26 protein-coding genes are annotated in these 23,479 nt (G+C 60.3%); 16 read left to right on the top strand and 10 right to left on the bottom strand.

The genetic code is table 11. The annotated features are described in order from the left end of the window. Window positions 1–150: 150 nt before the first annotated feature. Together HDC30_RS08065 and HDC30_RS08060 are read right to left on the bottom strand one after the other, a co-directional pair. Window positions 151–669, bottom strand: a complete 519-nt coding sequence (locus HDC30_RS08065; RefSeq protein WP_183782115.1) for an ankyrin repeat domain-containing protein — start codon at window positions 667–669, stop codon at window positions 151–153. A 97-nt stretch (window positions 670–766) separates the two neighbouring features. Next, window positions 767–2,605, bottom strand: a complete 1,839-nt coding sequence (locus HDC30_RS08060) for a long-chain-acyl-CoA synthetase (RefSeq protein ID WP_183782112.1) — start codon at window positions 2,603–2,605, stop codon at window positions 767–769. A gap of 379 nt (window positions 2,606–2,984) precedes the next feature. Here HDC30_RS08060 and HDC30_RS29315 point away from each other — a divergent pair, with 379 nt between their 5' ends. Further along, window positions 2,985–3,263: a DUF3509 domain-containing protein gene (locus tag HDC30_RS29315; protein WP_027613327.1), complete on the top strand. Its 279-nt coding sequence runs from the start codon at window positions 2,985–2,987 to the stop codon at window positions 3,261–3,263. A 193-nt stretch (window positions 3,264–3,456) separates the two neighbouring features. On the opposite strand, the gene mtnC is transcribed toward HDC30_RS29315, so the two are convergent. From mtnC to aroC, 5 genes are all read right to left on the bottom strand, one after another. Continuing rightward, a complete protein-coding gene (mtnC, locus tag HDC30_RS08050; protein WP_027613328.1) occupies window positions 3,457–4,140 on the bottom strand; it encodes an acireductone synthase in 684 nt (227 codons plus the stop codon). Between the two features lie 4 nt (window positions 4,141–4,144). Further along, window positions 4,145–4,690, bottom strand: a complete 546-nt coding sequence (locus tag HDC30_RS08045) for an acireductone dioxygenase (protein ID WP_027613329.1) — start codon at window positions 4,688–4,690, stop codon at window positions 4,145–4,147. Between the two features lie 92 nt (window positions 4,691–4,782). Then, the gene (locus HDC30_RS08040; protein WP_041068872.1) at window positions 4,783–5,409 is read right to left on the bottom strand and encodes a methylthioribulose 1-phosphate dehydratase; all 627 of its coding nucleotides are present in this window, start codon (window positions 5,407–5,409) and stop codon (window positions 4,783–4,785) included. Next, entirely contained in the window at window positions 5,406–6,551 is a 1,146-nt protein-coding gene (locus HDC30_RS08035; RefSeq protein ID WP_183782109.1) for an MFS transporter, read from the bottom strand. Before HDC30_RS08035 ends, HDC30_RS08040 begins: the two co-directional genes overlap by 4 nt. Window positions 6,552–6,582: 31 nt before the next feature. Continuing rightward, complete coding sequence (gene aroC, locus HDC30_RS08030) at window positions 6,583–7,674, bottom strand: chorismate synthase (RefSeq protein WP_027613332.1); 1,092 nt, start codon at window positions 7,672–7,674, stop codon at window positions 6,583–6,585. A 130-nt stretch (window positions 7,675–7,804) separates the two neighbouring features. Here aroC and HDC30_RS08025 point away from each other — a divergent pair, with 130 nt between their 5' ends. Together HDC30_RS08025 and HDC30_RS08020 are read left to right on the top strand one after the other, a co-directional pair. Then, window positions 7,805–8,758: an alpha/beta hydrolase gene (locus HDC30_RS08025; protein ID WP_096797012.1), complete on the top strand. Its 954-nt coding sequence runs from the start codon at window positions 7,805–7,807 to the stop codon at window positions 8,756–8,758. A gap of 99 nt (window positions 8,759–8,857) precedes the next feature. Then, window positions 8,858–9,649 (top strand): hypothetical protein, encoded by a 792-nt coding sequence (locus tag HDC30_RS08020; protein ID WP_183782106.1) that lies wholly within the window; start codon window positions 8,858–8,860, stop codon window positions 9,647–9,649. 99 nt (window positions 9,650–9,748) lie between these two features. Here HDC30_RS08020 and prmB read toward each other — a convergent pair whose 3' ends face one another. Then, entirely contained in the window at window positions 9,749–10,657 is a 909-nt protein-coding gene (prmB, locus tag HDC30_RS08015) for a 50S ribosomal protein L3 N(5)-glutamine methyltransferase (RefSeq protein ID WP_007960672.1), read from the bottom strand. A gap of 238 nt (window positions 10,658–10,895) precedes the next feature. Here prmB and HDC30_RS08010 point away from each other — a divergent pair, with 238 nt between their 5' ends. The 5 genes from HDC30_RS08010 to HDC30_RS07990 all read left to right on the top strand — a co-directional run bounded on the left by HDC30_RS08010 (window position 10,896) and on the right by HDC30_RS07990 (window position 13,667). Then, window positions 10,896–11,486 (top strand): cysteine hydrolase family protein, encoded by a 591-nt coding sequence (locus HDC30_RS08010; RefSeq protein WP_003223193.1) that lies wholly within the window; start codon window positions 10,896–10,898, stop codon window positions 11,484–11,486. Between the two features lie 130 nt (window positions 11,487–11,616). Beyond that, window positions 11,617–11,937 carry a hypothetical protein gene (locus HDC30_RS08005; RefSeq protein ID WP_183782103.1) on the top strand — a complete coding sequence of 107 codons (321 nt, stop codon included), beginning with the start codon at window positions 11,617–11,619 and terminating at the stop codon, window positions 11,935–11,937. A gap of 74 nt (window positions 11,938–12,011) precedes the next feature. Beyond that, window positions 12,012–12,569: a Smr/MutS family protein gene (locus HDC30_RS08000; protein ID WP_027613336.1), complete on the top strand. Its 558-nt coding sequence runs from the start codon at window positions 12,012–12,014 to the stop codon at window positions 12,567–12,569. 77 nt (window positions 12,570–12,646) lie between these two features. Then, entirely contained in the window at window positions 12,647–13,192 is a 546-nt protein-coding gene (folE, locus tag HDC30_RS07995; RefSeq protein WP_003442011.1) for a GTP cyclohydrolase I FolE, read from the top strand. A gap of 103 nt (window positions 13,193–13,295) precedes the next feature. Further along, the gene (locus HDC30_RS07990) at window positions 13,296–13,667 is read left to right on the top strand and encodes a glutathione S-transferase N-terminal domain-containing protein (protein ID WP_007960660.1); all 372 of its coding nucleotides are present in this window, start codon (window positions 13,296–13,298) and stop codon (window positions 13,665–13,667) included. A 158-nt stretch (window positions 13,668–13,825) separates the two neighbouring features. Here HDC30_RS07990 and HDC30_RS07985 read toward each other — a convergent pair whose 3' ends face one another. Next, entirely contained in the window at window positions 13,826–14,992 is a 1,167-nt protein-coding gene (locus HDC30_RS07985) for a PLP-dependent aminotransferase family protein (RefSeq protein ID WP_115990353.1), read from the bottom strand. Between the two features lie 82 nt (window positions 14,993–15,074). Between HDC30_RS07985 and HDC30_RS07980 the strand changes: the two genes are divergently transcribed. The 3 genes from HDC30_RS07980 to HDC30_RS07970 all read left to right on the top strand — a co-directional run bounded on the left by HDC30_RS07980 (window position 15,075) and on the right by HDC30_RS07970 (window position 17,906). Next, entirely contained in the window at window positions 15,075–15,521 is a 447-nt protein-coding gene (locus HDC30_RS07980; protein WP_183782100.1) for a MarR family winged helix-turn-helix transcriptional regulator, read from the top strand. A gap of 318 nt (window positions 15,522–15,839) precedes the next feature. Further along, window positions 15,840–17,189: an NCS2 family permease gene (locus HDC30_RS07975; RefSeq protein WP_183782097.1), complete on the top strand. Its 1,350-nt coding sequence runs from the start codon at window positions 15,840–15,842 to the stop codon at window positions 17,187–17,189. Between the two features lie 90 nt (window positions 17,190–17,279). Then, window positions 17,280–17,906: a LysE family translocator gene (locus HDC30_RS07970; protein ID WP_183782094.1), complete on the top strand. Its 627-nt coding sequence runs from the start codon at window positions 17,280–17,282 to the stop codon at window positions 17,904–17,906. Between the two features lie 191 nt (window positions 17,907–18,097). Here the strand turns inward: HDC30_RS07970 and uraH are convergent, their stop codons facing one another. Continuing rightward, window positions 18,098–18,451 (bottom strand): hydroxyisourate hydrolase, encoded by a 354-nt coding sequence (gene uraH, locus HDC30_RS07965; RefSeq protein WP_003223171.1) that lies wholly within the window; start codon window positions 18,449–18,451, stop codon window positions 18,098–18,100. A gap of 421 nt (window positions 18,452–18,872) precedes the next feature. Between uraH and puuE the strand changes: the two genes are divergently transcribed. From puuE to HDC30_RS07940, 5 genes are all read left to right on the top strand, one after another. After that, window positions 18,873–19,799, top strand: coding sequence for an allantoinase PuuE (puuE, locus tag HDC30_RS07960; RefSeq protein ID WP_027613340.1), 927 nt, complete (start codon window positions 18,873–18,875; stop codon window positions 19,797–19,799). Beyond that, window positions 19,796–20,311: a 2-oxo-4-hydroxy-4-carboxy-5-ureidoimidazoline decarboxylase gene (uraD, locus tag HDC30_RS07955; protein ID WP_098967921.1), complete on the top strand. Its 516-nt coding sequence runs from the start codon at window positions 19,796–19,798 to the stop codon at window positions 20,309–20,311. Before puuE ends, uraD begins: the two co-directional genes overlap by 4 nt. An 88-nt stretch (window positions 20,312–20,399) precedes the next feature. Next, the gene (alc, locus tag HDC30_RS07950) at window positions 20,400–21,395 is read left to right on the top strand and encodes an allantoicase (RefSeq protein WP_003223166.1); all 996 of its coding nucleotides are present in this window, start codon (window positions 20,400–20,402) and stop codon (window positions 21,393–21,395) included. A gap of 117 nt (window positions 21,396–21,512) precedes the next feature. Further along, window positions 21,513–22,016 (top strand): ureidoglycolate lyase, encoded by a 504-nt coding sequence (locus HDC30_RS07945; protein WP_027613342.1) that lies wholly within the window; start codon window positions 21,513–21,515, stop codon window positions 22,014–22,016. Between the two features lie 51 nt (window positions 22,017–22,067). Beyond that, entirely contained in the window at window positions 22,068–23,390 is a 1,323-nt protein-coding gene (locus HDC30_RS07940) for a urate hydroxylase PuuD (RefSeq protein ID WP_027613343.1), read from the top strand. The last annotated feature ends 89 nt before the right edge of the window (window positions 23,391–23,479 follow it).

The following is a 23,479-nucleotide window of genomic DNA, read 5'->3' as shown; positions in this document are numbered from 1 at the left end:
GGAAGGTTGAATTTGAGGGCGCGGAGGATAGCGCACAAAGCAAAAGATCGCAGCCTGCGGCAGCTCCTACAGGTTTAGTGTTTGTTCGCCAAATGGGCGGCAAACGCAATCATTGTAGGAGCTGCCGCAGGCTGCGATCTTTTGACCTTATCAGGCCAGCAGTTTTTCCAGCTGCGCCGTGGTATCGACTGCGCCCATGGTGCGGGCCGCGTCCAGCGCGGTGACGCCATTGGCATCCTTGGCTTGCGGGTCGGCGCCCTTGCTGATCAGGTATTCAACGATTTCAACACGGTTGAACATCGCCGCCATCATCAACGCGGTGCGGCCGTCGAAGGACGAACCTTCGATCTCGGCGCCCGCTTCCACCAGCGCCTTGACCACCGCCAGATCGCCCTTGAACGCGGCGCCGGCAATCGGGCTCTGGCCGTTGCCGTTACGCATTTCCGGGTCGGCCTTGTGCTTGAGCAGCACCTGCACCGCGTCAACATGGCCATAGTAGCTGGCGAGCATCAGCAGCGTGTCGCCCTTGCTGTTTTTCAGGTTCACCGGTAATCCGGCGCTGATCAGACGATCAAGCATCAGCGCATCACCCTCGCGCGCCTTGTTGAAAACCTGCTCGGTGAATTCGGCAGCTTCTTCAGGGGTCATCTGGCGGCTCTGGTCAGACATAGGGCAACTCCACTTTCGGTTATTCGCAAAGCCGACAGTTTCCCGAGCGCGACGATAGCTGTCACCCCCTTTTTCTCAAGTCATGCCATAGCCAATCTTAATAGCGGTATTTGCCTTGATGAATATCGGCCAGAATTTCGTCCGTCACCTGCACGTAAGTCTGGGTGCCGGGCAGCCATGCGTAGATCGGGTCATCGCCCGTCTGACCGGGGTCAAAGCCTTCGTTTTTCAGCCGGGTCTTCTGGTATTTGAACGTTCCGGTGGTTTCCATTTTCACCTTCACCCGCAAGAACAGCGGCACCGCATAGGCCGGCAGGCGCTGTCGAACGAACGCGAGCAATTCAGCGAAATCCAGGGTCGCCAGCGACTCGGCGGGCGTGATTGCGGCCATACCGGCGCGGCCATTGGTGTTGCGCACCTCCACGCCGTAGGCGACTGCCTCGGAGATAAGCGGATGTTGCAGCAAGAGGTTTTCCACTTCAGTGGTCGAGACATTCTCGCCCTTCCAGCGATAGGTATCGCCGAGGCGATCGACGAACTGCGCATGACCGAAGCCGATATTGCGCAGCAGATCGCCGGTGTTGAAGAAGCGGTCGCCCTTGCTGAACACGTCGTGCAGTACCACCCTGGCGGTTTTCTGCGGGTCGGTATAGCCATCCAGCGGTGCCTTTTCATCAATCCGCGCCAGCAGCAAGCCCTGCTCGCCCTTGCCGATCTTGCGCATGAAACCATCGGCGCTGCGCAACGGCTCACCGCTGTCGTGGTCGTACGCCACCAGCTCCCAGGCCATCAGCGAAAAACCGATGGTGTTGTCGAAGTTGAGAATGTTGCTGAAGCCGATGTTGCCGTCGCTTGCCGCGTACAGCTCACAGATGTGCTCGACAGCAAACCGGGTCTTGAATTCGGCCCAGGCGCCGGGACGCAAGCCGTTGCCGATCATCTTGCGCACCGGGTGACGGCTGTCGTCGGCGCTGGCCGGTTGATCGACCAGATAACGGCACAGCTCGCCGACATAGCCGATGGTGGTCGCGCGATAACGGCGCACGTCATTCCAGAACTGGCTGGCGCTGAACTTGCGACGGATCGCGAACCCGGAGGCGCCGTTGATCGCCGAGCCCCAGCACACGCATAGGCCGGTGGCGTGGTACAGCGGCAAGGTGCAATAGACGACGTCGTCGGGGCTCATGTTCAGGGCGATCATGCCGAAGCTGGCCGAGCTGCGCATCCAGCGGCCGTGCTTGAACACCCCGGCCTTGGGCAGGCCGGTGGTACCCGACGTGTAGATGTAAAAGCACGGATCGTTGAAGAACACTTCGCCGCTGCTGGGCGGGTTTTCAGCGCAAGCGTCGGCACTGGCGCTGATCAGGTTGATGTAGCCCTCGGGCGCAATACCCGGGTGGCTATAGGTGTCACGGTCAGCGATGAACCAGGTGCGCGACGCGGCGATCGACACTTGCTCGCGGATTGCAGAAAACGCTGGCTGCAGTTCCTCGCCAAGCACAATCGCCACCGGCGCCACCAGGTTCACGCTGTGGATCAGCGTGTCGCGGGTCTGCGAAGTATTGAGCAGCGCACTGACCGCGCCGAGTTTGGCCAGCGCCAGAATGGTCACCAGCAGCTCGGGACGGTTTTCGATGAACACCGCGACCACATCGCCCTTGCCGATCCCCTGCGCGCTCAGATAGTGGGCGATGCGATTGGCCCACTGGTTGACCTGCGCATAGGTCAGCAAGACGTTGTCCTGCAAGATCGCCTGCCCCTCTGGATTGCGCAGCGTTGCTTGCTCGAAGGTCCAGCCGAGGCCACACGTTTGGGTCGGATCCGTGACGTTGGCGACTTTCATGCCCTTGACCACCCGCGGGATGGCTTTGGCGATCGTCGGCAGTTTGCGGAGCATCATGCTCCAGGTAATCGTGTCGCTCGACGCGTGACGCATGGCAGCTCCCCGGTCGGCCTGGTTGGCCGGTTTTTTTATTGTTCGGGCTGTGGGCATGACCTGCGTTGTGGGCAAGGTCGAGATCGAAAATACGTCAGCGCTTCTCGGCCTGTACACGCGGTTTTTGCAATGTTTTGTATCCGCCCTGTCACGCCTGGCGGCGGTGATTACGACTTTGCCGTTTGGTTCCGTTCAACTCATGAGAATCCCGCAAAATGCAGGATGCACGATGGCCATTCATGCAGATTGCACGAGCCATGCAAATTTCACGATTTTTAACTTATTGATTTATATACGTTTTTATTTTTCGGTGTGCTGGCACAATCGCTGCAACCTCCTCTGCATGCTTGCCATTCAAGTGCATACGGAGCTGAAAGACATGAGCCTGATCCAAGAAAAATTTACCTCGCTGTTCTCCAACTTCAACGTCACCACTGCGCCACGTCCCGATGGCGGGATTCTGCTGACGCTGCGCAGCAGTGAAGGCAAAGTGTTCAAGCGCGCCCTGACGTATCAGCAAATGCACAACGCCGACCAACTGTCGTGGGCGATCAGCGCGATCCGTCGTGACCTGGCGGAAGAAGCCAGTGAGCTGCCGCAGATTGCGATGCTGCAAAGCCAGCAGCGCTTTGCCCTGCCGACGTATCACTCGCTGTAATTTGATTCGAGGTTTTAAACAGCCTTAAACAAAAACAGGCCGGGCAGTTTTCACTGTCCGGCCTGTTTTTTTGGCTGATGCAAAACTCCGTGTGGGAGCGGGCTTGCTCGCGAAAGCGGCGTGTCAGTCAAAAATATTTGGCTGACACGCCGCTTTCGCGAGCAAGCCCGCTCCCACATTGGATTGAGGGTGGTTAGAAGGCTTCGGGTTCGATGCCGGTGAAGCTGTCGACGGTGATATGGCTTCCCAGCTCCCCACCCTCGCGCGCCAGGCCGCAGGTCTGCAGGCCTGCCGATTGAGCGGCATCCAGCTCCTCAACAATGTCGGACAGAAACAGAATGTCCTGCGGCTCGACACCAATCGCCTGTTGAATGTTGGTGTAAGACTGCGCCTCACGCTTGGGCCCCGACGTGGTATCGAAATACCCGCTGAACAGCGGTGTCAGATCTCCCGCCTCGGAGCAGCCAAAGATCAGCTTCTGCGCCTGGATCGAACCCGACGAATACACAAACAGTTGATAACCGGCCTGATGCCAGCGCTTGAGCGCTTCAACGGCATCCGGGTACACGTGGCCCTTCAACTGCCCGGCGTGATAACCCTGCGCCCAGACCATGCCTTGCAAGGCTTTGAGCGGCGTGGCTTTGCGATCTTCCTCGATCCAGCTCAAGAGAATTTCAACAACCCGTTCAACATCGGCCTGCGGTGCATTGCTGTCGCGGCGCACGGCGTCGAGTTGCTCAGCCACATCGGCACGTTCGGCGTTCTGTCGCACGAAGTCCGGCAGGTGTTTGGCCGCATACGGGAACAGCACATCAAAAACGAAACTCACCGCGCTGGTGGTGCCTTCAATGTCAGTGACAATGGCTTTGATCGGCATCGGCTCAGTCCTCCAGACGTGGGAAGCGCCCGGCGATGTCTTCGCCGGTGAAATTCGCGACCCAGCCTTCCGGGTTGTTGAACAGGCGAATCGCCACGAAGTGCGGGTGCTCGCCCATGTCGAACCAGTGCTTGGTACCGGCCGGCACCGAGATCAGGTCGTTCTTCTCGCACAACACCGCGTAGACATAATCGTCGATGTGCAGGGTAAACAGGCCACGACCGGCAACGAAAAAGCGCACTTCGTCTTCGCCATGGCGGTGTTCTTCAAGGAACTTGGCGCGCAGTTCGGCTTTTTGCGGGTGGTCGCTGTTGAGGCTGATCACATCGACGGTGATGTAACCGCGCTCGGTCATCAGTTTGTCGATCTGCTCCTGATAGGCGCTGATCACCTCCTCCTGGCTGGCGCCGGGCTGGATCTTCGCGGCGGCTTGCCAGCGGTCGAAGCGCACGCCCTGCTCGGCGAGCGTCGAGGCGATGTCTTCGAAATGGGTCAGCACCTTGTTCGGAATCTCGGGGCTGGATACGTGATAGACAGACAGGCTGCTCATGGGCAATTCCTCGGTATCGGCCTTGCCGTCCGGTTCTTGCAGACCGGTCGGGCAGTGCAGTTCATCAGGCAAATGGGCGGCTTCGGGTGAAGTCAGCCTTGGCGGTTCATGACGCTGCGGGTTTTCAACTCGCATTCAAACAGAAATTCAAAGGCCTCGATCTGCCGCAGGGCATCGCTCATCTGCGCGCCCCAGGTGTACAGGCCGTGGCCGCGAATCAGGTAACCGACGCAATCGGGATGGGCGTCGAGCCAAGGCTGCACCTTGGCGGCGAGGCGCGCAATGTCCTGATCGTTGTCGAAGATCGGCACGCGCACCCGCGACTCGTGGGTCGAGATGCCGCTGAAGGCTTTTTGCAGTTCGTAGTCTTCGAACTCGATAAAGTCTTGCGGCGTCAGGCGCGACAGCACCGTGGCGTTCACCGAGTGGGTGTGCAGCACCGCACCAATCTCCGCGCGCCAGCTGTAGAGCTGGGTGTGCAGCAGGGTTTCGGCGGAGGGCTTTTTGCCCGGTTCCAGGCTGTTGCCGGACAAATCCGTGGCGAGCACGTCGTCCAGGCCCAACTGGCCCTTGTGCTTGCCGGACACGGTCAGCAGCGCTTCGCTCGGCGACAGACGCGTCGAGTAATTGCTGCTGGTGGCCGGCGACCAGCCGCGACCATAAAGAAAACGCCCGGCGTCGACGATCTGCTGGGCGAGCTGTTCACGCGTAAGGCTCATGGCCTGTCCTCTTGCATACGTGTGGCAATGATAACGGCAGCAGCGAGCGCCGCGAGACTGGCAATACTAAAGGTCAATGTCGCGCCGAGGGCATTCCAGCTGTAACCGGAATACAACGCGCCCAGCGCGCCACCGGTGCCGGCCAGCGCCGCGTACAACGCCTGACCCTGACCTTGCTGACGCGCACCGAAGCTACGTTGCACGAACGCGATGGCAGCCGCATGAAAGCTGCCGAAGGTCGCCGCGTGCAGCACCTGGGCCAACAACAGTACCCAGAGGAATTCGGCGAACGAACCTAGCAGCAACCAGCGCAGCGCCGCCAGCAGAAAACTCGCCATCAGCACCCGGCTCAAGGAAAACCGCTCGAGAATCCGGCTCATGGCCATGAACATCAGCACTTCGGCGACCACACCCACGGCCCAGAGCATGCCGATTGTGCCGCGTGTGTAACCGAGGCGTTCAAGGTGCAAGGTCAGAAAGGTGTAATACGGGCCGTGGCTCATCTGCATCAGCGCGACACAGGCGTAAAACGCCAGCACACCGGGGCTGCGCAGCTGCTTGAGAAAGCCCTCCCCGCTCGGCCGATTACCTTGCGGTGGCTGCGCGTTCGGCACCCACAGGCTGCTGAGGACGATGCCGGCCATGATCAGCACCAGCGCCGCCGGGTAGATGTCGAGGCTCAGCCATTCGAATAAACGGCCCAGCGCGACCACGGTGATGATGAAACCGATCGAACCCCACAGGCGAATCTGGCTGTAGCGCGAGGTTTGCCCCTGCAAATGCGCGAGGGTGATGACTTCGAACTGCGGCAACACCGCGTGCCAGAAGAACGCGTGTAACGCCATGACCATCGCCAGCCAGGCGTAGGTCTTGCTGACGAACATCAGCGAGAACGTCAGCAGCGTACACACCGCGCCGAAGCGCACGATGGCCAGGCGTTTGCCGGTGTAGTCGCCGAGCCAGCCCCAGATGTTCGGCGCCACACAGCGCATCAGCATCGGGATCGCCACCAGCTCGCCGATGCGCGCGGGGCTGAAGCCGAGGTGATCGAAGTACAGCGCCAGAAACGGCGCTGTCGAACCGAGCAAGGCGAAATAGAACAGATAGAAACTGGACAGCCGCCAGTACGGGAGCGCCGCCACGGTCAGACCGCGACGGCTTGGCGATCAACCATCAAAGCTGACCCAGCACCGGGGTGCTGACGCGTACGTCGGCGTTCTGCCCACGATGACGCAGCAGGTGATCCATCAGCACGATGGCCATCATCGCTTCGGCAATCGGCGTAGCGCGGATGCCGACGCATGGGTCGTGACGGCCCTTGGTGATCACGTCCACCGGGTTGCCGTGGATGTCGATCGAACGGCCCGGGGTGGTGATGCTCGACGTCGGCTTCAGTGCCAGATGCGCGACGATCGGCTGACCGGACGAGATGCCGCCGAGGATGCCGCCAGCATTGTTGCTGAGGAAACCTTGCGGGGTCAGTTCATCGCGATGCTCGGTGCCGCGCTGGGCGACGCAGGCGAAACCGGCGCCGATTTCCACGCCTTTGACCGCGTTGATGCTCATCAGCGCATGCGCCAGTTCAGCGTCGAGGCGGTCGAAAATCGGCTCGCCGAGGCCCGGCATCACGCCTTCGGCGACTACGGTGATCTTCGCCCCGACCGAGTCCTGATCGCGGCGCAACTGGTCCATGTAGGCTTCCAGTTCCGGGACCTTGTCCGGATCCGGGCTGAAGAACGCGTTCTGTTCCACCGAATCCCAGGTCTTGAACGGGATTTCGATCGGGCCGAGCTGGCTCATGTAGCCACGGATGACGATGCCCTGGCTGGCCAGATACTTTTTGGCAATCGCACCTGCCGCCACACGCATCGCGGTTTCCCGCGCCGAGCTGCGACCGCCACCACGGTAGTCGCGCTCGCCGTATTTGTGGTGGTAGGTGTAGTCGGCGTGGGCCGGGCGGAACAGATCCTTGATCGCCGAGTAGTCCTTGGACTTTTGGTCGGTGTTGCGGATCAGCAGGCCGATCGAGCAACCGGTGGTGCGGCCTTCGAACACGCCGGAGAGGATTTCGACTTCGTCGGCTTCCTGACGCTGGGTGGTGTGGCGGCTGGTGCCCGGCTTGCGCCGATCGAGGTCGCGCTGCAGGTCTTCGAGGGAGATTTCCAGGCCCGGCGGGCAGCCGTCGACAATGGCGACCAACGCCGGACCATGGCTCTCGCCAGCGGTGGTGACAGTGAACAACTTGCCGTAGGTATTGCCGGACATGCAGGACGCTCCGTGAAATCAAACCCGAATTCGTGATGCGCGCCAGTATACGCAGGCTAACCGAGTAGTTCATCCTCGAACCTTAGTGGTGTTGGTGAGTCCAACCGGCACCTTGGCGAATGATGGCGTGATGATGCTGCGAGTTCTGATCTTGAGTCTTACCCTGTTTACCGGTTTTGCCCACGCGACTGTCCTGCAGCGCCCGATCTCTCTGGATACCGGGAGCGGTGAACTTTTCGGCTCGCTGTTGCTGCCAAAATCCGACAACCCAGTGCCGGTTGTCCTGATCCTTGCCGGCTCCGGTCCTACAGATCGTGACGGCAATAACCCCGATGGCGGGCGCAATGACAGCCTCAAGCGGCTGGCCTGGGTGCTGGCCAAACACAACATCGCCAGCGTGCGCTACGACAAGCGCGGGGTGGCTGCGAGCCGGCCGGCCACACCTGACGAGCGCAATCTGTCGGTGGAAGGCTACGTCGACGACGCCGTGGCCTGGAGCCAGAAGCTGAAAAACGACCCGCGCTTCGGCCCGTTGATTCTGCTCGGTCACAGCGAAGGTGCACTGATTGCCACCCTCGCCGCCCCGCGTGCCGACGCCGCTGCGCTGATTTCGCTGTCCGGCAGCGCCCGCCCGGTGGATCAGGTGATCCGCGAGCAACTGGCGCGCAGCCTGCCGCCACCGTTGATGTTGCGCAGCAACCAGATTCTCGACAGCCTCAAGGCCGGTCACACCGATGACAATGTGCCGCAACCGTTGCAGGTGATCTTCCGCCCGAGCGTGCAGCCGTATCTGATTTCGCTGTTCCGCCAGGACCCGGCCAAGGCTTTTGCGCAACTGAAGATGCCGGCGCTGATCGTCCAGGGCAGCAACGACATGCAGGTCGGCGTCGGCGATGCGCAGGCGCTCAAAGCGGCCAAACCCGACGCCGAACTGGTGGTGATCGAAGGTATGAACCACGTCATGCGCATCGTCCCCGCCGATGTGAAGCGGCAATTGGCCTCGTACAAGGACCCCAATTTGCCACTGGCGGCGGAACTGGGCGGCAAACTCATCGAATTTATTGACGGCATTCGCAACCGTTAACCGTAGTTTGCCCTCCAGTCCTGCAAAAAACGGCCGATAAGCCTTTGTCGCCAGCGTACCGGCTGGCGACAAGCAGAGCTTGGACAGGATCTCGCCGTTATGACTGATACCCCGACTTCACCCGACACCACCGCTGAAAAAGACGCACCGCCAGCGGTCGAGCTGCCATGGGCGGACGTCAGCGTCGAGCACCACAAGATGCTCCGCCTGGCGCCGTTGCAGACTGACCGTCACACCGGTGGCCGGCCGTTGCGCTTTGTCGAGTTCGGCTACGCCGAGCGCAACAGCAAAGAACACAGCCTGATGCGCATGGCGATCAAACTGCCCGGTCAGCGCGTGCGCAAAGAGCAGAACCATCTGGATGTGTGGGTCAATCACACCAGCAAACGTGTGCACTTCGGCCCCGACAGCGGTTTGCAGATCGAACCGTTGAACCGTGGTATCGGTCGCTTCATGGCCGCGCAAGGCATCAACTGGGCGAAAAAACGCTGGCCCGCCTACACGGTCGACGGCATGGACCTGAACAACAAGGATGCGCTGAACGAAGACACCCGTCTGCGTCGCGATCACTTTTTGCGCGTGCATGGTTTTGATGTGGTGTACGCCGATGCCCAGCATTTGAAGGGCAGCGTCAAAGAGGTACAGGTCGGTGACCTGTTGGGCGACTGGAACAGCGAGAAGCTGCAGATCGTCGAGATTCTCGAAGCGGCGCAGATGCTGCAACAGGCCGAGCAGAACCTCGCCGAGCAGGAAGTGAAGCTGAAGAAGCAGGAAGAGAAGGTCAGCAAGTTCAAGCGTGAAGACGCTGGATTGCGCTTTACCATTACCTGTCTGGTGGCGTTTGCGGTGTTTCAGGCGGGGTTGTTGATCTGGATTGCCACGCACCGCTGATGGCTTGAGACCGCGGCGCGGCTATTCGCGAGCAGGCTCGCTCCCACCTTGGAATGCACTTCCCTGTGGGAGCGAGCCTGCTCGCAAAGCTTTTAGCCTTTAGACGCGGGAAGCGAACAGCGCCTGATGCTCGCGGCACTGCTCCGCCGTCAGCATGAACACGCCATGCCCGCCGCGCTCGAAATCGAGCCAGGCGAAGTCGACTTCCGGGTACAACGCTTCGACGTGTACCTGACTATTGCCCACTTCAACGATCAACAGCCCCTTCTCGGTCAGGTGATCCGCCGCTTCGGCGAGCATCCGCCGTACCAGGTTCAGACCGTCATCTCCGCAGGCCAGACCCAGCTCCGGTTCGTGCTGGTATTCGTCCGGCATGTCGGCGAAATCTTCGGCATCAACGTACGGCGGGTTCGACACGATCAGGTCGAAACGCTGCCCCGGCAGGCCATCGAAACCATCGCCCTGCACGGTGTACACACGCTCATCGACGCCATGGCGCTCGATGTTCTGGTTGGCCACTTCCAGCGCTTCGAACGACAGGTCCGCCAGCACCACTTCAGCGTTCTGGAACTCGTAGGCGCAGGCGATACCGATGCAGCCCGAGCCGGTGCACAGGTCGAGGATGCGTGCCGGCTCGTCGCCGATCCACGGTGCGAAGCGGTTTTCGATCAGCTCGCCAATCGGCGAACGCGGGATCAGCACGCGCTCATCGACGATGAACGACATGCCGCAGAACCATGCCTCACCCAACAGGTAAGCAGTCGGGATGCGCTCTTCGATGCGGCGCTTGAGCAGGCGTTGCAGGTTGACCAGTTCGTCGTCTTCCAGCGCACAGTCGAGATAGCTGTCGGCGATCTCCCACGGCAGGTGCAAGGCACCGAGCACCAACTGCCGGGCTTCATCCCAGGCGTTGTCGGTGCCATGGCCGAAAAACAGATCCTCCCCATGGAAGCGGCTGACGGCCCAACGGATGTGGTCGCGCAGGGTACGAAGTCGGGAAGTGATCACGGGGCAGAACTCCAGAAAAAACGACTGGCGATTCTACCAGCCAAAACGCGTCACGACGACGCGGGAAACATTCGCGGCCGACAGTAGGACTTTTCTGTTTTTTGCATCAGCTATTGAACAGAACGTGTAACTTGACAAGGCTGCAGGCCAGTAACGACGCTGCCTGCGATGGTAGCGGTTCACAGAACCGCTCAGCCAGAGGACAATGCCGCAAAAGCCCCACCCCAAGGAGCCCCGAATGTCCGTTCCAAAAACGATGTTTCAACTCAGCGGCCGCGGTTACGCAGCGGCCACACTGAGCCATGCCACCGTGGTCATCATCGATGCCCAGAAAGAGTACCTCAGTGGCCCGCTGGCCCTGAGCGGCATGGACGCGGCCGTCGCGAACATCAAACAACTGGTCGCCGCGGCCCGTGCAGCCGGTCGGCCGATCGTGCACGTGCGTCATCTCGGCACCGTCGGTGGCCTGTTCGACCCGCAGGGCGAACGCGGCGAATTCATCCCCGGCCTTGAGCCACAAGGTGACGAAACCATCATCGGCAAACTGCTGCCGAGCGCGTTCCACGGCACCGAACTGCTCGACCGTTTGCAGAATCTTGGCTCGCTGGACCTGATCGTCTGCGGTTTCATGAGCCACTCCAGCGTCAGCACCACCGTACGCGCGGCGAAGAACCTGGGCTTCCGTTGCACCCTGGTCGAAGACGCCTGCGCCACCCGTGACCTGCCGTTCAAGGGCCGCGTGCTCAGCGCCGCCGTGGTGCAGGAAGCGGAAATGGCGATCATGGCCGACAACTTCGCCACCCTCGCCCTGACTCAAGATCTGATCTGATCTGCTCTGATGAGCGGCTCAGCACGCCGCTCATCCGCAAAAGCCTCGCATTTGCTTCAATTGCCTTAGCCTCAGGAACAACCCGGTCAACTCCCGGTCGAAGGGCCGATACCCATTGAGGAAGGTCGGAATGAAGTTATCCGATGGATTTGACGCACGCCGCTTGCGGCCCAAAGGCCAAAGCAACTGGCGTTTTCGATTCGGCGCAGCGATCGCCGCCATTCTGGCGACGTTCGGTGTGCTGCTGGCGATGGCCGGTGCCGCCAGCCTGCTGGGGCGCCCGCCGGCGCTCGGCGATTTGAATGCCACGCCGATGGGTTCGGCGATCATTCTCGCGGTCGGCTTGTTGTTCCTGTATTTCGGTGTGGCGCTGTGGCGTCGATGCCGGCGTCGCGTCAGGCAATCGCGGGAGCTGAACATGTCCCCGCACCTGATGAAAAAACACGACTGACTCCACGGCCTGGCTTTTTGCCGGGCCGTTTTGTTTCGACTTGGGTAAACTGGCCGCCCTTCGCGGAGGCTGACATGCAAGACGACGATTTTTCCCTGTTCAAAAGTGCGATCCAAGGCGTCAAGCCGATCAAGCACGACCGCGCCGACACTGGCAAACCCAAGGCTGACCGCGCGCAGATCGCCAAGCTGCGCCAGTCCGCCACCGTGCGCACCGACACCACCACCGTGGATGGCCTGTCCGATCAGTTCGTGATCGACGTCGGCCCCGAAGACGAGCTGATGTGGGCCCGCGACGGGGTGCAGGAAAGCCAGATGCGCAAGCTCAAGATCGGCCAGATCCCGTTCGAAGGCAGCCTCGACCTGCACGGCATGAACGTCGAAAAAGCCCGCGAGACCCTCTGGGCCTTTCTCGCCGAAGCGACCAAATTCGAAATCCGCTGCGTGCGCGTCACCCACGGCAAGGCCGTGCGCCTGGACGGCAAGCGGCCGATGATCAAAAGCCACGTCAACACCTGGCTGCGTCAGCATCCGCAAGTGCTCGGTTTCTGCTCGTGCCAGGCGAAACACGGCGGTGCCGGCGCGGTGTACGTGATGCTCAAACGCACGATGATGGAAGGCCGCGACGAATAATCGCGTTACACCGAACTTGCAGGGTTGTGTCCGCCACCGTACCCTTGCCCTTTGCGAAAATCCCCACAGGTAGTTTCATGTCCCTGGAACAGAATTACACCGCGATTCTCGGCCAACTGGGCGAGGACGTGTCCCGCGAGGGCCTGCTCGACACGCCAAAGCGTGCCGCCAAAGCCATGCAGTACCTCTGCCGCGGTTATGAACAGACGCTCGAAGAGGTCACCAACGGTGCCCTGTTCAGCTCCGACAACAGCGAAATGGTGCTGGTCAAGGACATCGAGCTGTACTCGTTGTGCGAACACCACCTGCTGCCGTTCATCGGCAAGGCCCATGTCGCGTACATCCCGAGCGGCAAGGTGCTGGGCCTGTCGAAGGTCGCGCGGATCGTCGACATGTACGCCCGCCGCCTGCAGATCCAGGAGAACCTCAGCCGCCAGATCGCCGATGCGGTGATGCAAGTCACCGGTGCGCTGGGCGTGGCCGTGGTGATCGAGGCCAAGCACATGTGCATGATGATGCGCGGTGTCGAGAAACAGAATTCGTCGATGATCACTTCGGTGATGCTCGGTGAGTTCCGCGAAAACGCGGCGACTCGCAGCGAGTTCCTCAGCCTGATCAAGTAATCGGCTGCAGAAAAAAACCGGCGTTGATCGCCGGTTTTTTTTCGCCCGTGAAAAATCGGGTAAGCTGCGCGCCCTTCTCTCTTTGCACCGTGAGGCTTTCAACGTGTTCGTAAAAGCGCTTCGTGTCGGCCTTGGCCAACTGATCATCTTCATTGACTTCATCACCCGCCCGGGCAAGAAACAGCGCCCGGCGGAGGTACAGGCGCAAGTCAACGCCGCCGCCAAAGGCCTGACCCTGTATCAGTTCCACGCCTGCCCGTTCTGCGTGAAAACCCGTCGTACGCTGCGTCGCCTGAATGTGCCGGTCGCACTGAAGGACGCGAAGAACAATGAACAGGATCGCCAGACCCTGCTGGACCAGGGCGGCAAGATCAAGGTGCCGTGCCTGCGCATTGAAGAGAATGGGCAGACGACCTGGATGTATGAGTCCAAGGTGATTATTGATTATCTGGATAAGCGGTTTGCGGCGGTCTGAGTCTTTTTGGGTGCATTTGAAGGCCCTATCGCGAGCAGGCTCACTCCTACAATTGGAATGCGTTCTCCTGTAGGAGTGAGCCTGCTCGCGATGAGGCACTTGAGGGCACCATAAATCCCAGACAAAAATAAACCGGCCCTCGAGCCGGTTTATTTTTTTCAGGCTGCTTTGTCTAGTTGCGCCTGCCTCACCACCGCCGCCAGTCGCTTCAACCCTTCATCCAGTCGCGCCGGGTCGATGTGGCTGAAATTCAAACGCAGATGCCCGAGGTTTTTATCCGGTTCGGGAAAGAACGGCTCGCCCGGCATGAACGCCACATCATTGGCCAGCGCTTCGTTGAGCAAGGTTCGCGTATCCAGCGGTTGCTTCAGCGTCAGCCAGAAAAACAACCCACCCTGCGGCATGTTCCAGTTCGCCAGATCGGAAAAGTGCGTTTCCAGCGCTGACTGGAAAGCATCCCGCCGCTGCCGGTAGAAACCGCGCAGGTCGCTCAGGTGCTGCTGATATTTTTCACTGCCGATCCACTGAAGCGCCTGCCACTGGCCGATGCGGTTGGTGTGCAGATCCGCCGACTGTTTTAGCTTGAGCAAATTCGGAAACAGGTCCGGGCTGGCGATCAGGTAGCCGACGCGCAGGCCCGGCAGCAGGGTTTTCGACACGGTGCCGGTGTAGATCCAGCTGGCTTTCTGCAAACGCCCGGCAATCGGCTTGGCGCTGCCGCCATCGAACGTCAGTTCGCGGTACGGCTCGTCTTCGATCAGGGTCACGCCGAATTCATCCAGCAATGCGGCGACGGCGGCGCGCTTGGCTTCGCTGTAGCGCACGGCGGACGGATTCTGAAACGTCGGGATCAGGTAGATGAACGCCGGGCGATGTTGCTCAAGGCGACTGCGCAGTTGGGCCAGATTCGGGCCATCGGCCTCTTGCGGCACGGTCAGGCAATCGGCGCCGAACAGCTGGAAGATCTGCAGCGCGGCCAGATAGGTCGGCGCCTCCAGCAGGATTTCGGTGCCTTTGTCGATGTATAACTTGGCCGCCAGATCCAGGGTCTGCTGGGAACCGCTGACCACCAGCACCTGACTCGCCGTGCACTCCAGCCCCAACGCTCGCGCCTGCGCCGCCAGCGCTTCACGCAGCGCCGGCTCGCCTTCACTCATGCCGTACTGACCAAGCGCCAGCGGCATGTCGGCCCATTCGACTTTCGGCAACATGGCTTCGGCGGGAAGGCCGCCGGCAAACGACATCACCTCCGGACGCTGGGCGGCGGCGAGGATTTCACGGATCAGAGAACTTTTAAGGCGCGAAACACGTTCGGAAAAAGCCATGGGAGTCACCGGTAGCGAGGCCTGGGAAAAATGAGTCAAACTGGTTGACTGAAACTACGACAGCTTGAGCGAGTACGTCAACATGCTTGACCTTAAAAACCCCGCCAGCCAGCAACAGGCGATGGAAGCGTTTTTCTTCGGCTATCAGGCGTTCACCGCCAAAGCGGATGAAATGCTCGAGCGGCGCGGCCTGTCCCGGGTGCATCAGCGGATTGTGTTTTTCATCGCGCGTTATCCGAATTTGAGCGTGAAGGAATTGCTGGGCTTGCTCGGCGTCAGCAAACAGGCGCTGAACATGCCGTTGCGCCAGTTGCAGGAAATGCATCTGGTGCAGAGCGTGGCGTCGGAGGCAGACAAGCGTAAGCGTCTGCTGGAGCTGACTACTGAAGGTGAGAAGTTTGAGCAGGCGTTGCGGCGTGAGCAGGTGAAGTTGCTCGAGCGGGTGTTTGCCGAAGCTGGGGAGGCGGCGGTGAATGGGTGGTTGGCGGTGAATATGGCACTTGGGAGCTCCCAGTCACATCTTGATTGACTGGACTGGCCTCTTCGGGAGCAAGCCCCCTCCCACAGGGTTCTGCGGGTTACCCATGATTCGGGTCCACTGGAGATCCACTATGGGAGGGGGCTTGCTCCCGAAGAGGCCAGAACAGGCGATATATCCCTATCGCCTGACCTTTCGTAAACAAAACCAAAAACAATATTTGCTTTATTTGTACACAAAAGCATAATCCACTGCGTGCGAGTTCCTGACCGCATGGTCAACAAATTCGCGTATGCCTCAAAGGGCTGCTGCCACCCCTCATGGGTCCGGCCCTGGAAATAACAATAAAACTCTTGAGGAGTACTCGCTGTGGAAAGCCGCAAATCCGAAGCATCGCCGCTGGAACTCTCGCCGCCCTTACGCACAGGCGTGCTGGAGCGCATCTTCAAACTCAGCTTGCATGGCACCACGGTGAAGACCGAGCTGATTGCCGGTCTGACAACCTTCATCACCATGGCTTACATCATCTTCGTCAACCCGAACATCATGGCCGATGCCGGGATCGATCACGGTGCAGCCTTCGTCGCCACCTGCATCGCCGCCGCACTCGGCTGCCTGCTGATGGGCCTGTACGCCAACTGGCCGGTGGGCCTGGCACCGGGCATGGGCCTCAACGCTTTCTTCACTTACACCGTGGTCGGCACCATGGGCTACAACTGGGAAACCGCGCTCGGTGCGGTATTCGTTTCCGGTGTGCTGTTCATGATCCTGACCTTCTCGCGGATTCGCGAATGGCTGCTCAACAGCATCCCGGTCAGCCTGCGCTTTGCGATGGGCGCTGGCGTCGGCCTGTTCCTCGGGCTGATTGGTCTGAAAACCGCTGGCATTGTCGTCGACAGCCCGGCCACCCTGATCAAACTCGGCTCCCTGCGTGAACCCGGCCCGCTGCTGGCGGCGATCTGCTTCCTGATGATCGCGATCCTCAGCTACCACAAAGTCTTCGGCGCGATCCTCATCAGCATCATCACCGTGACCCTCGCCGGTTGGGGCCTGGGCATCGTGCACTACGAAGGGATCATGTCGACCCCGCCAAGCCTGGCACCGACCTTCATGGCAATGAACGTCGCCGGTGTGTTCAACGTCAGCATGATCAGCGTGGTGCTGGCTTTCCTCTTCGTACACATGTTCGACACCGCCGGCACCCTGATGGGTGTGGCCCAGCGCGCCAATCTGGTCAACGCTGACGGGCGTATCGAAAACCTTTCCCGGGCGATGAAAGCCGACAGCGCCTCCAGCGTCTTCGGCGCGGTGGTCGGTGTCCCTCCGGTAACAAGCTATGTGGAAAGTGCCGCTGGCGTAGCCGCTGGTGGTCGGACTGGTCTTACCGCAGTCACCGTGGGTGTGCTATTTATAGCCGCGATGTTTTTCGCGCCACTGGCCGGCATGATTCCGGCTTACGCCACTGCTGGTGCGCTGATTTATGTCGCGATGCTGATGATGGGCGGCATGGCGCACATCGAATGGGATGAAGCCACTGACGCCATCCCGGCGATCGTCACCGCGATCATGATGCCGCTGACCTTCTCGGTTGCAGACGGCATTGCGCTGGGCTTCATCACCTATGTGGCGTTGAAGGCCGGTACCGGCAAGTACAAGGAAATTTCCGTCAGCCTGTGGGTGCTCTGCGCGATCTTCATTGCCAAGTTCATCTTCTTGTAAGCGTCACGCGGTTCAAGCGTCAAACCAGCCTCACCCTCGCGGGTGGGGCTTTTGCACATTCTTGAGTACAACAAAAAAAGGAGCAAAGTGATGAGTCTGGAAACCTGGCTGCTGTTCAGCGGCGCTGCATTGGTGGTGATCCTGATTCCGGGGCCGCTGTCGTTGTTGATGATAAGCAACAGTCTGAACTACGGCTTGCGCCGCTCTTACCCGGCATTTCTCGGCGGCGTGATCGCCTCGATCTGCCTGCTCAGTGCATCGGCGCTGGGGCTTGGCGCCCTGCTGCTGGCGTCGGAACAACTGTTCAGCGCCCTGAAAATCGTCGGCGCGCTGTACCTGTTCTATCTCGCTTGGCAGAGCTGGCAGCAATCGCGTGAGCCAGCGGTCGGTGCCGAAGTGCCACAAACCGCACCAGTGCCACGCTTTCGCACACTGTTCGGCCGCGCGTTTGTCCTGGGCGCGAGCAATCCGAAGGACATTCTGTTTTTCGCCGCGTTTCTGCCGCAGTTCCTTAGCGCGCAACAGCCGTTCCTGCCGCAGTTGCTGATCATGATTGCCACGTGGGTGGTGCTGGATCTGTGCTGCAAACTGGCTTACGGGCTGGGTGCACATGGCGCGGCGCGCTATCTGCGCAGCGGCAAGGGACAGAGCTGGTTTAACCGGGTGAGTGCCGGACTGTTCAGTGGTGCCGGTGCTGCGTCGCTGTTGAGCCGCTGACAGCAAAAGCTTCGCGAGCAAGCCCGCTCCCACATTTGGAACGCATTCCCTTGTGGGAGCGGGCTTGCTCGCGAAGGCGTCAGACCAGACAGCACTTTCCTCCAAGCGAAAAAAAGCCCGCAGTGTGAGCGGGCGAAAGACCAAAGAAGCTATATGCGCAGTCGCTTCCCGGTAGGGGCAGCTGCTTGGGGTCAGCTGCCCCGATAGGTGGAATAGCTGTAAGGCGAAATCAGCAGTGGCACGTGATAGTGATCCTGTTCGGCGGAGATGCCGAAACGCAGCACCACCACGTCGAGGAACGCCGGCTCCGGCAGTTGCACGCCACGAGCGCGGTAGTAATCGCCGGCGTGGAACTGCACCTGATAGACCCCGGTGCGGTAGTCATCGCCTTGCAGCAGCGGCGCATCGACCCGGCCATCGCTGTTGGTTATCGCACTGGCGACCAATTCCAGGTGCGAACCTTCAACGCGGTACAGCTCGACCTTGATCGAGCTGCCCGGGCAACCGTGTGCAGCGTCCAAAACGTGTGTTGTCAAACGTCCCATTGATTCTGCGCGCCTGGCCGCAAGGAGCAGTCAGACTTCGCGCCTCCCGAAGTCAGGTAAAAAGGAGACCGCACCAATTCGGAGCACGAAAAGTTGCGGCGAGCGACTGATTAAGACACTTTTCAAAAAAATTGTACACAATAAAAACGACATTTTTCGCATCACCCCCGCCATTCGGGCGTTTACTGCGGATCTGCGCCTAAAGCGCCTGGCTATTGAACCTCACAACCATTAGCTGACTGATCAGGCAGGTTTCTTGCAGGTTTACGCCATTAACAGCAAAAGATGACAGTCGGTGAAAAATGCGAAAATTCAGGCTTACAAATTGCGAATAAAGTTGTATACAATCAGCCCATCGCTGTGACGCCAGCCTGTGCAGGCCGTTACACAAACCTGTCAACGAATAAGAAGGAAGACTGCAGTGAGCGCTGACTACCCACGCGACCTGATCGGTTACGGCAGTAACCCTCCTCACCCACACTGGCCGGGCAACGCGCGCATCGCCCTGTCCTTCGTGCTCAATTACGAAGAAGGCGGCGAGCGCAACATTCTGCACGGCGACAAAGAATCCGAAGCCTTCCTCTCCGAGATGGTCGCTGCTCAACCGCTGCAAGGCGCGCGCAACATGAGCATGGAATCGCTTTACGAGTATGGCAGCCGCGCCGGCGTCTGGCGGATTCTGAAACTGTTCAAGGAATTCGACATTCCACTGACCATCTTCGCCGTAGCCATGGCCGCCCAGCGCCACCCGGACGTGATCCGCGCGATGGTTGAAGCCGGTCACGAGATCTGCAGCCACGGCTATCGCTGGATCGACTACCAGTACATGGACGAGGCGCAGGAGCGCGAGCACATGCTCGAAGCGATCCGCATCCTCACCGAACTCACTGGCGAGCGCCCACTGGGCTGGTACACCGGCCGCACCGGCCCGAACACCCGGCGCCTGGTGATGGAAGAAGGCGGCTTCCTCTACGACTGCGACACCTACGACGACGACCTGCCCTACTGGGAACCGAACAACCCGACCGGCAAACCGCACCTGGTGATCCCGTACACCCTCGACACCAACGACATGCGCTTCACCCAGGTGCAGGGTTTCAACAAGGGCGACGATTTCTTCGAATACCTCAAAGACGCATTCGACGTGCTCTACGCCGAGGGCGCCGAAGCGCCGAAGATGCTTTCGATCGGTCTGCACTGCCGGCTGATCGGCCGTCCGGCGCGTCTGGCCTCGCTCAAGCGCTTCATCGAATACGCCAAAAGTCATGAACAGGTGTGGTTCAGCCGTCGCGTCGACATCGCGCGTCACTGGCACCAAACCCACCCGTACCAAGGGGCCGCCAAATGAGCCGCTTTCAAACCCTGCAACCGTCGACCCTGAGCCGCGACGCTTTCGTCAAAGCCTTCGCCGACATCTACGAACATTCGCCATGGGTGGCCGAGAAGGCTTACGACCTGGGCGTGGACGCTTCGATCGACGAGATCGAAACCCTGCACCAGCGCATGAGCGACATCCTGTTGAGCGCCGATCACGCCAGTCAACTGGCACTGATCAATGCTCACCCGGACCTGGCCGGCAAAGCCGCCGTCCAGGGCCAACTGACCGAAGCCAGCACCAATGAACAGGCGGGCGCCGGTATTCACCAATGCACGGCCGAAGAGTTCCAGCGCTTCACCGAGCTGAACGACGCCTACAAAGCCAAGTTCAAGTTTCCCTTCATCATGGCGGTAAAAGGCAGCAACCGGCATCAGATCCTCGCGGCGTTCGAAACGCGCATTCACAACTCGGTCGACACCGAATTCAAATGCGCGCTGGCGGAGATCAACAAGATCGCCCTGTTCCGTTTACTGACTCTCTAGCGAAGCCTGGCCCGAGTGCATCAAACGCGGAGAGCACCCAGGGCCTTGCAAGCATCCCCAGCCAACTTATTAAAGGCAGACAAGAAGAATGAAAGCTTACGCCGTACCTTTCGAGAAGTTCGTCAACCTGGCCGATGCCCGTCTGGGCACCAAAATCATCTCGGTCACCGATGACTGGTTCGCAGACGCCAATCGTCTGTTTCAGCCGACCCCGGCCGTGTGGAAGGAGGGTGTGTTCGACGACAACGGCAAGTGGATGGACGGCTGGGAATCGCGTCGCAAGCGCTTTGAAGGCTACGACAGCGCGGTGATCCGTCTGGGCGTACCGGGCTCGATCAAAGGCGTGGACATCGACACCTCATTCTTCACCGGCAACTTCCCGCCATCGGCCTCGCTGGAAGCGTGCTTCCTGGCCTCGGGCGAGCCGGACGAAAACACCCAGTGGACTGAAGTGCTGTCGGCCGTCGAGCTGCAAGGCAACAGCCACCACTACCACGAAATCAGCAATGACCAAGCGTTCAGCCACTTGCGCTTCAACATCTACCCGGACGGCGGTGTCGCCCGTCTGCGCGTCTACGGCATTCCGTTCCGCGACTGGTCCGCTGTTGGCGACAATGAGCAAGTCGATCTGGCTGCAGCCCTCAACGGTGGCCGCGCCCTCGCCTGCTCCGACGAACACTTCGGTCGCATGAGCAACATCCTCAACCCGGGCCGTGGCATCAACATGGGCGACGGCTGGGAAACCGCACGTCGTCGCACCCCGGGCAATGACTGGGTGATCGTCGCGCTGGGCCATCCGGGTGAGATCGAAAAAATCATCGTCGACACCCTGCACTTCAAGGGCAACTACCCGGACACCTGCTCGATCCAGGGCGCGTTCGTCAAGGGCGGTACCGACAGCCAGATCGAAACCCAGTCGCTGTTCTGGCGCGAACTGCTGCCGAGCCAAAAGCTGGAAATGCACGCCGAACACACCTTCGTCGAGCAGATCAAGGCACTGGGCCCGATCACCCACATCCGTCTGAACGTGTTCCCGGACGGTGGTGTGAGTCGCCTGCGCGTTTTGGGCAAGGTCGCGAAGTAAGCGGTGAAACCATTCGCGAGCAGGCTCGCTCCCACAGGAGACTGCATTCCAAATGTGGGAGCGAGCCTGCTCGCGAAGGCGTCAGAACAGTCAACACAGAATTCGGAAAAGAACAGCATGCGCACACTAACGATTGAACCGCTGACCAAAGAAGCCTTCGCCCCCTTCGGTGACGTGATCGAAACCGACGGCAGCGACCACTTCATGATCAACAACGGTTCGACCATGCGCTTCCACAAACTGGCGACGGTCGAAACCGCTACGCCTGAGGACAACGCGATCATCAGCATCTTCCGCGCCGACGCGCAGGACATGCCGCTGACCGTGAGCATGCTGGAACGCCATCCGCTGGGCAGCCAGGCTTTCATTCCGCTGCTCGGCAACCCCTTTCTGATCGTGGTCGCGCCACTTGGCGATGTACCTGTATCAGGCTTGGTCCGCGCCTTCGTCACCAACGGCAGGCAGGGCATCAATTACCATCGCGGCGTCTGGCACCACCCGGTGCTGACGATCGAAAAGCGGGATGACTTCCTGGTGGTTGATCGCAGTGGCACAGGCAACAACTGCGATGAGCATTTTTTCAAAGAGGATGAGCGTTTGATCCTCGCCCCCCACCAATAAGAGAAGGTCTGATCACTCGACAACAAGAGTGACAGGCGAGAGGTAAAGACTGTGGAAGCACATCTGTTGGAATGGCTGAACCTGAGCGTGCGCTGGGTTCACATGATCACTGGCGTGGCCTGGATCGGCGCGTCGTTCTACTTCGTCTGGCTGGAGAACAACCTCAACCGCGTCAACCCGAAAACCGGCCTGGCCGGTGATCTGTGGGCAATCCACGGCGGCGGTATCTATCACCTGGAAAAATACAAACTGGCCCCACCGTCGATGCCGGAGAACCTGCACTGGTTCAAATGGGAAGCCTACTTCACCTGGATGTCGGGGATCGCGCTGCTGTGCGTGGTGTTCTACTCCAATCCCGTGCTCTACCTCGTGGCACCCGGCAGCGGCCTGACCGGCCCTGAAGGCGTGGCCATCGGCATCGGTTCGCTGATCGCCGGCTGGTTCATCTACGACTTCCTCTGCGATTCGGCTCTGGGCAAGAAACCCGCCCTGCTCGGCTTCATCCTGTTCGTGCTGATCATCGGCGCGGCGTATGGCTTCAGCAAGGTGTTCAGCGGTCGTGGTGCGTATCTGCACGTCGGCGCGATCATCGGCACCATCATGGTCGGCAACGTGTTCCGCATTATCATGCCGGCGCAGCGTGCACTGGTCGCGGCGATTGCCGAGAACCGCACGCCGGACCCGGCGCTGCCGGCCAAAGGCCTGCTGCGTTCGCGTCACAACAACTACTTCACCCTGCCGGTGCTGTTCATCATGATCAGCAACCACTTCCCGAGCACTTATGGCAGCCAGTACAACTGGTTGATTCTGGCCGGGATCGCGGTGTTGGCGGTGTTGGTGCGTCACTACTTCAACACCCGTCACGACAGCCACAAGTTTGCCTGGACCCTGCCTGTGGCAGCGGTGGGCATGATCACCCTGGCGTACGTCACCGGCCCTGCGCCGATGCCGACCGCACCGGACGTGGCCAAGGCGCCAGCAAAAATCGAGTACCAGCCATTGCCGGAAACGGCACTGGGCGGTGGCGCGAAACCGGCTGAAGCGGCGGCACCTGCAGCGCCAGCCGCTCCGGCTGCCCCTGCTGCGGCACCGGCGCAAGCGTCCAACGCAGGTCCTGCGTTCGACAAGGTGCACAACGTGATCCAGGAGCGCTGCGCGGTCTGCCATTCGGCCAAACCGACCAGCCCGTTGTTCAGCGCGGCACCTGCCGGTGTGATGTTCGACACCCCCGAGCAGATCCGCCAGAACGCGGCGCGGATCCAGGCGCAAGCCATCACCACGCAGATCATGCCACTGGGCAACATCACGCAGATGACCCAGCAGGAACGTGACCTGATCGGTGCATGGATCGCCCAGGGAGCCCAGACCAACTAAGCAGTAAAAGCATCGCTGGCGAGCCAGCTCCCACAGGGTTTTGCAGTGCCTGTGTGGGAGCTGGCTTGCCAGCGATTAGCCGCAACGCG

Source organism: Pseudomonas sp. JAI115 (genome assembly GCF_014200835.1).
GTDB classification, from domain to species: domain Bacteria; phylum Pseudomonadota; class Gammaproteobacteria; order Pseudomonadales; family Pseudomonadaceae; genus Aquipseudomonas; species Aquipseudomonas putida_A.
This window is presented reverse-complemented; position numbering and strand designations above follow the sequence as displayed.